This window comes from Shimazuella kribbensis DSM 45090, assembly GCF_000428065.1.
Classification (GTDB): Bacteria; Bacillota; Bacilli; order Thermoactinomycetales; family Thermoactinomycetaceae; genus Shimazuella; species Shimazuella kribbensis.
Genome location: NZ_ATZF01000002.1, coordinates 90,139 through 102,273 on the forward strand (window position 1 = coordinate 90,139; position 12,135 = coordinate 102,273).

The following is a 12,135-nucleotide window of genomic DNA, read 5'->3' on the forward strand; positions in this document are numbered from 1 at the left end:
AATTTAAAGTCTTTTTCCTAACCATAAGGACTATTTCTTCAAGCATATTGAAAAAGGATTGTAGGCATTTTTATAGTCTTGCGAGTGAAAAAACCCACGGTTTTAATCGTGGGCTGATAGTGAGCGTCACTACAACGGGAGCACAAGTTTCGCTAAGCCACTAAAGTGGCAAGTCTCACTTTGCAGACGAGGGAGGTTTTTTCCTCCCATAAGTCTGACAAATTTTTCAGAAAACACCTTCACAAACATATATTCCCCTGTTAAACTATCACTAGTTGCTCTTTCAAAACTGGATAGGATACAGGATTGTGCAAACCAATCGTTTTGCACGTAAAATGCTATGCGTACAGAAAAACGGCTAGACTGAAATGCGAAAATCAAGCAGTAAGTCTATTCTATGACGTAGCAAACAAAAACTTTTTTCAACCGTGGGGCTCACGGGGCTAGCTTGGTAATGAAGTAGGCATTAGACTACCGTCCCAAGAATCCCATGGCTGAAGCCATTTAGAGTGTCAACCTAACAATCCTTTCATCATTCCCTATATTTAATACAATAGCTATTATTTTTTACAATATGCTTTCTTTTCTGTGCAATTTCATCCAATCTTCTACAAGCCTTTTTGGTGCAGCGCGCAAATAGGCCTCTTGGATCAGATCTGTCAGCTCCATCCAATCTCCCTCTTTGGGATCTCGAATCGATACCCATCCATGTCTGCCGATATAAGGTGTGATAAAATATTTATCATTCTCTATAAGAAGTGCTTGGTTTTCTTTATTCGACTTAAAACATACACCGGATCGCTCGGTTATTTTGACAAAAGATTTACCATGAACTTGAAACGTTGTATATCCAAAGCCATCTAATTGTTCTTCTGTCTCTGGTAGCTCAAGGCAAATTTTACGTATGTTTTGTAAAATTTCCTCTATCTCTTGTAAGTCCACCTCTAGCCCTCTTCTCTTGTTTCGAAAATGATGTTCTCCCTATGTTGTCATCATAGTTCAAGTTCATTTAACATATCTCTTAACTTTTTTAGCTCTTCTGATGTAAACGTAACACCTTTCCCCATTTTGTCATGATCGGCAGACCATTCACGAAGGTCAAACTTATCTTTTCTTCCATTCCAACTGATTAGATTTAATTCTTTCTTCCATCCTTTTGTTGATTCAGATAAAACACCATAAGTATGTTTAATTTCATATTTCATTTCAGCCAACGGATTCAACCCCATCTTGTTTTCTTATGATTTCATATTAGGTTTATGTTTTTCTCTGTATTCAGACTCTAGCATACTCATAATGATAGAATCATGATACTGATGATCATAAAATAACGCTTCTCGCTGAATACCTTCTATTTTAAACCCTAAGTTCTCGTAAACATGAAGAGCACGCTTATTAAAAGAAAATACATTCAGCTCAATCCGATGCAGATTCAAAATGCCAAATCCATACTCCAGCATAAGCTTCATTGCTTCTGTCCCAAACCCCTTTCCTTGATTCTTTTCGCTTTCGATGGAAATGCGGATATAACAACTTTGATTAATCGTATCTATTTCTAGTAATTGAATATCGCCTATCACGTTATTATTTGCCTGTAAACTAATTAATAAAAGAACATTTGATGGATCTTGATTCTTAGATGCTATGTAATCACGAATCTGTTCTTTATTAAAGCTTTTTTGTGTCCCTGTTAGTTTTCTGGTTTTAGAATGATTAAGCAACTGAAGATATGTTTCTGTATCCTCTACAGAAATAGGGCGTAAGTATACTTTTTCCCCTTCTAAAAATTTCATTTTATCCTCACCTTTCCAAATAAAAACATAAGAATCCCCTAAGTTGTTCTCCAAAAAAGCACACTAAAAAAATTGCATTACCTTTACTTTTATCTTCTAAAAGTATACATCAGCCCATTGGCAAATGGTTGAAAACCTATGCGATGGTAGTAAGAAACAAGATCATCTGTTGCAAACAACTGAATGGTTAATCGGGATTGCTGACATTTTTGAATTAACCTTTGCATGATTTCACTGCCAATTCCCTTGTTACGATGCTGTGGATGAACAAGCAAGCCAGTTATTAATGCAATAGTAAAACCATCAGAAATCACTCTACCTGTAGCAATCAACTCGTCTTTATCATATGCATTCAAAACATACCAACTATTTACCATGGTTTGATGTAATGTTTCCTTCGGTAGTTTGAGAAAATCATTCCATTGTTCTGTATTATATAATTGATACAATCCACTGGCGCATGGAATATTTTCTTTATAAACAATATTCATCGTATTTCCTTCCCTTTTTCCAAAAAATGCGCACTTTGCCAGTATACCAAAAAAAATGATATTTTCAATTTATTCCCAATACAAACCATAGCTGGTATGAGACCATAAAAGCATGCATGAAATAACCAAAACCTCTTTAATGATAGAAGGTGCAGTACTGCATTGTTTAATTGTTTCTAGTACAGTGTAGCCCTTTCTTTTTATATCAAAACAAAAGAACTCACAGATGAAAGTGAGTTCTTTTGTTATTTTTATCCAAACAAAGTGCCTTGGTCAAGGATAGAAGCAAAATCATTTCCTCTTAAATATTTGCCTATTCCTGCACCTTTGGTGACATAATACTCTTTTTCTTCGAATTCTAAGCCTGTCAAATCATAATAGCCAACTACCACACTATTTTTTTTAGATTTCATCGCTTGCACACCTATGGTAGATTTACTTGTCTTAGGATTAATCATAGAAGTATGAAAAACAATTGCTTTTTTAATAGAGGATACACCTAAAATCTCTTTGTCCTCATGAATATGATCCCAATAAATTGCTTTTTTATTGGCATAGGCATTTTTCAACATAGAACGATTTTGTTTGGTTTCATAGGCAGACAATGTTATTTTAGCAACCTTACCATCTTCAAATCCAATTAAGAGGTTTCCTTTATAGTCATTGGTAGCTGTTACAAACAAAATAGATTCATCTTGTAAATTTAACAACGTTGGGAGATATTCACCAAGCCCAGATAGTTTGTGATCTTCAATCTCATATGTCTTATATTTATAACAGTTGTACTTATTTGTAAAAACTAAAATATCTGAGTTATTTGTGGTACTGTATTGATTAATAATCTCATCGCCATCTTTCACTTTCATGGCATTTCCTCCCCGTAGGGATGTAAGAGGTACTTTTTTCAAATAACCTTCTTTGGTGATGATAATCCGAACATTGTAATTATCAATCGTTATTTCTTCAGGAGTAACAGCAGGCAGATCATTGGCAAAAATGATTTCTGATTTTCGAGGTTGACCATGTACTTTCTTTACATTTTTGAGTTGTTGAATCATTTTCTTATGTAGTTTGGTTGGATTGTGAATGATGCCATGAAGGATTTCAATCTCTTTTTCTAGTGTCTCAATCTCTTCAATGCGATTCAACAAATATTCTTTATTCAAGTGCCTCAATTTAATTTCTGCTACATACTCTGCTTGAACCTCATCAATTTGAAAAGCATCCATCAAATTTGCTACCACTTGGTTGTTTTTGGTCGTCTCACGAATAATCGCAACTGCTTTATCGATATCGAGCAAAACTTGTTTTAGTGCTAGTAGCAAGTGTCGTTTTTGCTCTTTTTTATCCTTTTCAAATTGAGCTCCTCGTTTAATCGCATTTCCACGAAAAGCAATCCATTCTTGTACAATTTGTTTGATGCCTAATGTTTGAGGTCTGCCATTTACAATCAAATTGAAATTACATGAAAAAGTATCCTGCAAGGGTGTCATCTTAAATAATTTCTCGACTAATAAGGCTTTATTTGTACTATTTTTCACCGTAATTTCAATACCTTTTGTATTGATTCCATAAATATCATCGATATCAACAATATCTTTTAATTTTCCTTCTTTCACCAATGCACTAATTTTCTCAATGATTGCTTCAAACGTAGTCGTGTAAGGTATCTCTTCAAAGATAATCGAATTCCCTTCGATCCGGTAAGTCGAACGAATCTTAAATGAGCCCTTCCCTGAATGAAAAATTTGAAGCATTTCTTTTTCAGAGTAGATGATATTTCCACCTGTAGGAAAATCAGGGGCCTGAATGTATTCGTTCACATCTGCTTCTGGTTTTTTAATACTCGCTATCGTATAGTCAATGACTTCATTTAAATTAAAAGGGGCAATGCTACTTGCCATCCCTACAGCTGTGCCACTTGATGTATTTACCAAAATAGAGGGAAAAGTAACAGGCAAAAGCCGTGGTTCTTGTAAGGTACCATCATAGTTTTCAATCATATCCACTGTATTTTTTTCAATATCTTGAAAAAGTTCAGTAGCAATTGCACCTAATTTAACTTCTGTATAACGAGCAGAAGCATATTTCATATCACGAGAATACTGTTTGCCAAAGTTCCCTTTGGAATCAATATAAGGCAGAAGTAACGATTCATTATCTTTCGTAAGTCTTACTAACGTTTCGTAGATCGCCATATCACCATGTGGATGCAAGAACATGGTTTGTCCTACTACACCCTGAGATTTTTTCCTTCCGCTTTTGACCAAACCCATTTGAAACATGGTGTAAAGAATACGACGTTGGCTTGGTTTAAGGCCATCTATCTCTGGTAGAGCACGGTGCATAATAACATGTGCGGTGTAGGGCATGTAGTTGTCTTTTAAGCTTTGTGTAATATTTTGTAAAATCATTTCTTGTAACCTCCTCTTTCCTTTTAATCCATTGCCTCTTCGATATATTGATGTAGATTTTCTTCAATGTATTGTTTTCGACCCTGTAAGTCATCTCCTAAAAATAGTTCGAAATATTGCTGAGTAGTCATCACATCTTCTCTTACAATTTGAATTAGCTTTCGAGATACTGGATTCATTGTTGTTTCCCACATCATGTCTGCAGTATTTTCGCCCAAACCTTTGGAACGTTGAATGAGTACTTTTCCTTTACATTTCTTCACAATAGCATCTTTTTCTTTATCACTATAAGCAAAATAAGACTTATCTTTATGGGTGATTTCATAAAGAGGAGATTCCGCAATATATACTTTTCCTGCTTCAATTAGTGTTGGCATTAATCGATATAACACAGTCAACAACAACGTTCGAATATGAAAGCCATCAATATCCGCATCGGTTGTAATAATGATCTTGGACCACCGTAAATTATTTAGATCAAAAGTATGTAAGTCTTTGTTATATTTTGATTTGACTTCAATCCCACAACCTAACAATTTAACCAAATCTACTATGATGTCATTCTTGAAAATTTTGTCATAATCAGCTTTTAAACAATTTAATATTTTCCCTCTAAGCGCATAAATAGCTTGAAACTCTGCATCTCTTCCCTGTTTAGTTGAACCTAAGGCTGATTTTCCTTCCACAATATACAATTCTGTTTGACTATTATCTTTTGATTTACAGTTGATAAACCCATCGATTCGATTGGTGATATTATTTACAGAAGATTGGAGTTTCTTTTTAACATCTAACCTAGTTTTCTCTGCCTTTTCTCTGCTCCGTTTATTAATAAGAATCTGATCCGCTATTTTCTGTGCTTCTAATGGATTTTCAATAAAATAGACTTCTAATTTTTCACGAAGATACGAAGTCATGTATTCTTGTACAAATTTGGATTCCATTTTTTTCTTCGTTTGATCAGTATATAAGGAGATCGTGGAATAAGAGTTACTAATAACAATTAAACTATCTCTTACATCATCAAAACTAATTTTTTTCTCACCTTTGGTGTATTTATCTTTCAATAGATGATCAATTGCTTTCGTGAATGCATTTTTAATATAGATTTCAGGTGTTCCACCATGTTCCAACAAAGATGAATTATGAAAGTATTGCATATGCTTTACTTCATTATGAAAAGCAAACGAGATCTCAGCTTTAAACTTGAACTCAGAGTCATCATTTCTTTCCTTGCCTTGTGTCTCCGTATGAAATTGAACAATATCAGTAAAATTTTTGCCGCCACTCAATTCATCAATATAGTCTTTTACTCCATTTTCATAGAAAAACACTTCTGTTTCATCATTTATTTCATTCGTAAAAATGAATTTCAAACCTCTATTTACAATTGCTTGATTTTTCAGTGTTTCGCTTATAAAAACGCTATCCACTTCATTTTCACCGCGAAAAACTTCCGCAGATGGTAACCAGCGAATAATCGTACCTCTATAGTCTAATTTGTGTTTCTCTTTCTGCAACTCTCCAACCTGAACGCCTTTTTCATATCGTATAAAATATTTGTAGCCATTTGGACTAACTGCTGTACACTCAAAATAATCACTTGTATAGTTGGTTCCTGTCGCACCAACTCCATTGGTCCCCAAAGAAAACTGGTAGTTACCAGTTGTTTCATTGTTGTTATACTTTCCACCCGACCATAGTTCGTCAAAAACTTTCTTGTAAGCGTATTCTCCATCTTTGTTTTTGTCCATTGGGACAGAACGCCCAAAATCTTGAATGGTGATGGATTTATCTAATCGTTTGGTTATGATAATTTCCTTACCATATCCTTCACGGTGTTCATCAATGGCATTCGCTAATATCTCAATAAAGGTATGATTATGATTTTCTAGACCGATCGAAGCGGGTTTAGCTCTTACCCCCCCAAGAATCCCCAAGGATTGAATCGAATCGGAATTATATGTATCTATACTCAAAGGTGAACCTCCTTCAGTTGATTATTAATTATCTAAAAATAGATAATTATATATCAGACTTTTTGTCAAGTCGACACGAACAAACTTACGCCTATTTTTATAAAAGAAAAGGGCCGTTTATTCGCTTTTCTTTCTATTTCATTGATTACGTGAACATATTAGTAACTTTTATCAAAATTACTCTTTTTTGTCCTTATGGAATCTTTATTTCAAAAAATATTGAATAATAATCAAAACATTCTATACTATCGTCTGTTTTTTTTGGTATAAAGTAAATGTTTACTAAAAACAAAATATATTTGGGAAAGAAATTTATCGTATGGAGGATGTATGAAATGGAAGAAAAAATAAACAGCCATGAAAAGCCAGCCATTTTTATTATCACAGGTGTAATGGCCTCTGGTAAATCTACCATTGCACAACTTTTAGCTGAGCGATTGAAAAAAGGGGTTCATCTACGTGGTGATACTTTTCGCAAAATGATTGTTACGGGGCGTGAAGAATTTTTACCTAACCCATCCCAAGAAGCAATTCGTCAGTTACAACTCCGGTATCAAATCAGCGCTTCTGTTGCAGATATGTATGTTTCAGCAGGATTCCATGTCGTCATTCAAGATATAATTGTCGGACCCTTGCTAAAGACATTTATTGACTCCATCAAAAGTAGTCCAGTCTATCTTGTAGTACTCTCTCCTAACGAGAAAACAATAAAAAACAGAGAAGCATCACGAGAAAAAACAGGTTATGGTTTATGGACAGTAGCAGAATTGAAGCGAATGCTACTTGAAGATACACCAAAAATCGGTATGTGGCTGGACACATCGGCACTATCTCCACAAGAAACTGTTGAAGATATAGTTACAAAAGTTAGGTTCGAAGGACTAATTCGTAGTTGATTCACCAAGAAAACGGAAATGTATTTATTGCAAAATCTAAACACTAACTTAGTTTGGACAACCAACTGAATCTTTAACTCAAAAATGATCCAGTTGGTTGTTTTCTCCGCTAAAGCTGACTCATGTCGAAGTTCCGTTGTAAAGCTATCCACAGTTGCTCTTTGAAAAGTGGATAGGATATAGGATTGTGCAAACCAATCGTTTTGCACGTAAAATGCTATACGTACCGAAAAAATGACTAGACTAAAATGCGAAAACCAAGCAATGAGTCTATGCTATAACGCAGCAACAAAACTCTGTTTAACCGTGGGGCTCACGGAGCTAGCTTGGTAAGGAAGTAGTCATCAGACTACCGCCCCAAGAATCCCATGGCTTCAGTCATGTGGAATGTCAAAAAACAAGCCTTTATCAAGAAATTAGAAGTCCTATGAATGCTAGAGCCGATTAATCTTCTCTTATCTATACACTATCTCTATTGGTAAAGATAGAAAACCTCCATATTGTTCAATAGCTTGGTTGATATCCTTTTTTAATCGGGAATCTAAATCTACGAATAAAGATAAAAATACCTTGATCTGATCCTTTTTTTGCACTTGATCCCATTTTCCGACTATGTGACCGTTCCTTACAATAACTCTTGAAATGCCGTTATTGGTATCTTTCTGATTCTTTATTGGTAAAAACAGACTTCTATGTTTGTAAGCAACAGTAAATTCATCATACATCGGAAGTACGTGGACTACATTATCTTCTCCATCGATATCTGTAGTTATCGGAGCAAACCAATGTGTCATTCCGTCTATCGTTTCACTCCTCAACTCGTTTTGAATATACTGCAATCCTCTTTTTGCTTCCCCCAAAGATAATCCTGACCACCATGCAAAATCTTGTATTGTCGCTGGACCATGACTATTGAAATACCGTCTCGTGATTTCCGCCAGTGCTTGTGCGCCTTCTAATTGTACTGAATCGGTTACCCACTCATCTAACAAAACAAAAGTAGGTTGTTTGCCTGAACGAGGGCCAAAGCAAATCAATCCGCGATATGCTAATTGACCAATAATATGTACACCTCTTGCGTTACTCGTTTGAATACCAGCCACTTCCAATGCACGATAAAGCTCTTTACGGGTAAGATATTTTCCTCCTTGTAACGCTTTTATAACAATATCTATACTTTTTAAAAAAATACTCTCATCCAATCCTGCTTTTCGATACACATTGGCAGCTCTAGCACTAGCACGTGGTGTCAATAGTTTTAACATCCATGCGGCATCTTTGGCAGGCACAAAATGAATCGTATTTCGCATTGGCCAAGTACGTAAAATATGTTTTTCTTCAATTGCCATTTCTATTTTTTTCATACTTGATTGTTTGAATCGAAGGCCAATACCCCATAGAGAAGGTTTATAATCTTGAGCTTGTACTGCTCCAAACCACTTCACGACTTCTAGTGGAGTGGAAAATTTATTGTTCATCAATCGTTGATTACGCAACCGATAACGTAAAACATTCGATTTATTCATATATTTAACTCCTCATCTTTTAAAAAATCATACACCATTCTTCCTGACAAACGTTGTCAGGTAAAAAAACCTAAGACTATGACAGAAACTGTCACTATCAAATTGTATACTCCATTTATACAAATACATAGGGAGCTGATTTAAATTGAGTTTAGAAATGATTCCTTACTTTATAATGAATGGAAAGGCGAAAGAAGCGATCACATTCTATGAAACGATACTGGATGCAAAAGTGGTCTTTATCCACATGAATGGTGATAAAGTAGATCATGCTGTATTAAGAATAGGTGAGAGCCAAGTGATGATTTCGGATTTTATCGAGGAAATACCTTTCCAAAGAGGAAATCAAGTAAATATATGTATTACAACAACCGACAGTCAGCAAGCAGAAAAAATCTATGAACATTTACTAGTCGAAGGAAAAACCATCTTACCCATGTGCGAGATGCCTTTTAGTCCCGCGTATGGAATTGTTATCGATAAATTTGGTATTTGCTTTCAAGTGTTTACGCAAGTCCATAAGCATATATAAATAAAAAACTCCCTTATTGAACTTACCCCTGTCAAGTAGACAGTGTAAAAAAGCCCACGCCGTTAGGCGTGGGTGTTACACTCTACTTGGAGGGGATAATACCATATCAGGGAGTTTTTTATTCTACCTCTTACTCAGATATACTAGGAATGCTTTTCATCACATCAACTTCTGCATCATAATCAATCTTGGACTGATCAAAACCAAATAACTGGAAGAACTCTTTACGATAACCCTCAATATCAGAGAGTTCACTCAAGTTCTCCGTGGTGAGTTGACCCCATAGCTCTAAAATTTGTTGTTGTACTTCTTCCTTCATTTCCCAATCATCTAAGCGAATACGTCCCTCTTCGTCTAGCGGTGTCTGCTCTGCGTAAAGACGATCATCAAAAAGACGGTACATTTGTTCAATACAACCTTCATGTATGTTCTGTTCTTTCATGATACGATAGAGCAGAGATATATATAAAGGTACAATAGGAATTGCCGAGCTAGATTGAGTTACAAGGGCTTTGTTGATAGATACATACGCACTTCCACCAAGGCCGTCAAGCTCTTTTTGTATTGTTTTCGCAGTTTGCTCCAAATCATTCTTCGCTTGTCCAATCGTACCTTCTCGATAAATGGCTTGTGTTACTTTTGGTCCGATGTATGAATATGCTACCGTTTTAGCACCTTCTGCTAATACGCCTGCCTCTTGTAATGCTTGCATCCAAAAGTACCAATCTTCTCCACCCATTACTGCAATCGTATGTTGAATTTCTTCGGTTGTCGCAGGGTCAATCGTAACCTGTGAAACTTCTCCATTATGAAAATCGACCGTTTTGTTTGAGAAGGAGTCGCCAATAGGCTTAATCACAGAATTAAACTTCTCACCCGTTTTTGGATGTACACGAACAGGTGAAGCGAGGCTATATACTACCAAATCAACTTGGCCTAAATCTTTTTTTATCAAATCGATGGTTTGCTGTTTGATCTCATCTGAAAATGCATCTCCGTTGATACTTTTGGCATAAATACCTGCTTGGGTAGCTGCTTCTTCAAATGCTACTGTATTGTACCAACCTGCTGTCGCTGTACGTTTACCTGATGCAGGACGCTCAAAAAACACCCCGATAGTACTAGCACCAGCTCCAAAAGCAGATGTAATACGTGATGCCAATCCATACCCTGTAGATGCTCCTATGACTAGTACTTTCTGTGGACCTTCTATTTTATTTTGTGTTTTGACATAGTTAATTTGTTCTTGTACGTTTTTCGCACAACCTTCAGGATGAGCAGTGGTGCAGATGAATCCACGCATTTTTGGTTTTACGATCATCATTATTTATCCTCTCTCGCTTGTGTAAGATATGTAGAAAAAATTAAGACCTAGTACTAATTCTATTACAGTATACCTAAAATATCAGTAAGTTTACAGCAAAATCATCGTATCGTTATTTGGATAATGATTCAAGCTGCACTGTCATGCTATGAGAAAAAAGAAAAGGAGAGATTCAATTGCTTATCATCCGACCTCCCAACTAAAAACATTTCGCCCATCTTCCACGTTCTCCTCCGTACTGCACAATCTTTAGCAGGTTAAATACGGAAGGAGAAATAAAAACATGCAAAATATATGGAAGCTTCGTTTCTTTTGTTTTTTTCAAGGGTTGATTCCTGCTTATGTAATCGAACGATTATTTTGGGAACATAGGGGAATGACTGTTATACAAGTGGTATATACAGAAATTATAGTCTTGCGAGTGGGAAAACCCACGGTTTTAATCGTGGGATGATAGCGAGCGTTAGACGAGGGAGGTTTTTTCCTCCCACAAGTCTGACAAATTTTTCAGAAAACGCCTTTACAAACATACATTCCCCTGTTAAACTATCAGTTAGTTGCTCTTTCAAAACTGGATAGGATATAGGGGTGTGCAAACCAATCGTTTTGCACGTAAAATGCTATGCGTACCAAAAAATGGGCTAGACTGAAATGCGAAAACCAAGCAGTAAGTCTATTCTATGACGTAGCAACAAAAACTTTTTTCAACCGTGGGGCTCACGGGGCTAGCTTGGTAAGGAAGTAGTCATTAGACTACCGTCCCAAGAATCACATGGCTTCAGCCATGTGGAGTGTCAAATATGCCACTGAATTTTGGCATTTCGCGATCGTGGTATGGTTGGCTGGAGTTAGTTACTCCTTTCAAAGTGGATCCATAAATGCTCTTCTATATGAAACATTAGAAGAAAATCAAAAGACACAACAATTTGAAAGGGAACTAGGATTACTTGAAGTGTGGCAACTGACTGCTGCAATTTTAGCGGCATTTAGCGGAAGCTTATTGGCAACCTATTATCCTATGGAGATAAATTATTGGCTTTCTTTTATTAGTACGATATTCGCTTTTGGATTTTCTCTCTACTTTGTGGAACCATCAATCACTAAAACGCATACTACAACACCTTCTTTATTGGTCTTACCAAAGACGCACTGATTTTCTTTGGGAAACAACCCAAGTTAA

The 12,135-nt window shown here is 35.9% G+C and carries 12 protein-coding genes; 4 read left to right on the forward strand and 8 right to left on the reverse strand.

All coding sequences use genetic code 11. The features are described from left to right. Positions 1–567 precede the first annotated feature (567 nt). The 6 genes from A3GQ_RS0103865 to A3GQ_RS0103890 all read right to left on the reverse strand — a co-directional run bounded on the left by A3GQ_RS0103865 (position 568) and on the right by A3GQ_RS0103890 (position 6,677). Positions 568–942: an MmcQ/YjbR family DNA-binding protein gene (locus A3GQ_RS0103865; protein WP_028775937.1), complete on the reverse strand. Its 375-nt coding sequence runs from the start codon at positions 940–942 to the stop codon at positions 568–570. Between the two features lie 50 nt (positions 943–992). Next, complete coding sequence (locus tag A3GQ_RS0103870; RefSeq protein ID WP_028775938.1) at positions 993–1,214, reverse strand: YdbC family protein; 222 nt, start codon at positions 1,212–1,214, stop codon at positions 993–995. 24 nt (positions 1,215–1,238) lie between these two features. Beyond that, the gene (locus A3GQ_RS0103875; RefSeq protein ID WP_037463939.1) at positions 1,239–1,793 is read right to left on the reverse strand and encodes a GNAT family N-acetyltransferase; all 555 of its coding nucleotides are present in this window, start codon (positions 1,791–1,793) and stop codon (positions 1,239–1,241) included. Positions 1,794–1,882: 89 nt separating this feature from the next. Beyond that, on the reverse strand, positions 1,883–2,284 hold the full coding sequence (locus tag A3GQ_RS0103880) for a GNAT family N-acetyltransferase (protein WP_028775940.1): 402 nt from the start codon (positions 2,282–2,284) through the stop codon (positions 1,883–1,885). 251 nt (positions 2,285–2,535) lie between these two features. Continuing rightward, positions 2,536–4,698 (reverse strand): DNA gyrase subunit A, encoded by a 2,163-nt coding sequence (locus A3GQ_RS0103885; protein ID WP_028775941.1) that lies wholly within the window; start codon positions 4,696–4,698, stop codon positions 2,536–2,538. A gap of 23 nt (positions 4,699–4,721) precedes the next feature. Further along, a complete protein-coding gene (locus A3GQ_RS0103890) occupies positions 4,722–6,677 on the reverse strand; it encodes a toprim domain-containing protein (protein WP_028775942.1) in 1,956 nt (651 codons plus the stop codon). Between the two features lie 335 nt (positions 6,678–7,012). Here A3GQ_RS0103890 and A3GQ_RS0103895 point away from each other — a divergent pair, with 335 nt between their 5' ends. Further along, positions 7,013–7,573, forward strand: a complete 561-nt coding sequence (locus A3GQ_RS0103895; protein ID WP_028775943.1) for an AAA family ATPase — start codon at positions 7,013–7,015, stop codon at positions 7,571–7,573. 455 nt (positions 7,574–8,028) lie between these two features. Here the strand turns inward: A3GQ_RS0103895 and A3GQ_RS0103900 are convergent, their stop codons facing one another. After that, complete coding sequence (locus tag A3GQ_RS0103900) at positions 8,029–9,099, reverse strand: winged helix DNA-binding domain-containing protein (RefSeq protein ID WP_028775944.1); 1,071 nt, start codon at positions 9,097–9,099, stop codon at positions 8,029–8,031. 145 nt (positions 9,100–9,244) lie between these two features. On the opposite strand from A3GQ_RS0103900, the gene A3GQ_RS0103905 reads away from it, so the two are divergent. Next, entirely contained in the window at positions 9,245–9,631 is a 387-nt protein-coding gene (locus A3GQ_RS0103905) for a VOC family protein (RefSeq protein ID WP_028775945.1), read from the forward strand. A 130-nt stretch (positions 9,632–9,761) separates the two neighbouring features. On the opposite strand, the gene fabV is transcribed toward A3GQ_RS0103905, so the two are convergent. After that, on the reverse strand, positions 9,762–10,952 hold the full coding sequence (gene fabV / locus A3GQ_RS0103910) for an enoyl-ACP reductase FabV (RefSeq protein WP_028775946.1): 1,191 nt from the start codon (positions 10,950–10,952) through the stop codon (positions 9,762–9,764). Between the two features lie 286 nt (positions 10,953–11,238). On the opposite strand from fabV, the gene A3GQ_RS26625 reads away from it, so the two are divergent. Together A3GQ_RS26625 and A3GQ_RS25530 are read left to right on the forward strand one after the other, a co-directional pair. Next, positions 11,239–11,409 (forward strand): hypothetical protein, encoded by a 171-nt coding sequence (locus A3GQ_RS26625; RefSeq protein WP_245596731.1) that lies wholly within the window; start codon positions 11,239–11,241, stop codon positions 11,407–11,409. 330 nt (positions 11,410–11,739) lie between these two features. Further along, entirely contained in the window at positions 11,740–12,108 is a 369-nt protein-coding gene (locus A3GQ_RS25530; RefSeq protein WP_169818239.1) for a hypothetical protein, read from the forward strand. The last annotated feature ends 27 nt before the right edge of the window (positions 12,109–12,135 follow it).

Coding starts and splice junctions, on each gene's coding strand:
- A3GQ_RS0103875 (WP_037463939.1), bottom strand. CDS start 1,793: ATGAAATTTTTAGAAGGGGAAAAAGTATACTTACGCCCTATTTCTGTA.
- A3GQ_RS0103895 (WP_028775943.1), top strand. CDS start 7,013: ATGGAAGAAAAAATAAACAGCCATGAAAAGCCAGCCATTTTTATTATC.
- A3GQ_RS26625 (WP_245596731.1), top strand. CDS start 11,239: ATGCAAAATATATGGAAGCTTCGTTTCTTTTGTTTTTTTCAAGGGTTG.
- A3GQ_RS25530 (WP_169818239.1), top strand. CDS start 11,740: ATGTGGAGTGTCAAATATGCCACTGAATTTTGGCATTTCGCGATCGTG.
- A3GQ_RS0103880 (WP_028775940.1), bottom strand. CDS start 2,284: ATGAATATTGTTTATAAAGAAAATATTCCATGCGCCAGTGGATTGTAT.
- A3GQ_RS0103885 (WP_028775941.1), bottom strand. CDS start 4,698: ATGATTTTACAAAATATTACACAAAGCTTAAAAGACAACTACATGCCC.
- A3GQ_RS0103900 (WP_028775944.1), bottom strand. CDS start 9,099: ATGAATAAATCGAATGTTTTACGTTATCGGTTGCGTAATCAACGATTG.
- fabV (WP_028775946.1), bottom strand. CDS start 10,952: ATGATCGTAAAACCAAAAATGCGTGGATTCATCTGCACCACTGCTCAT.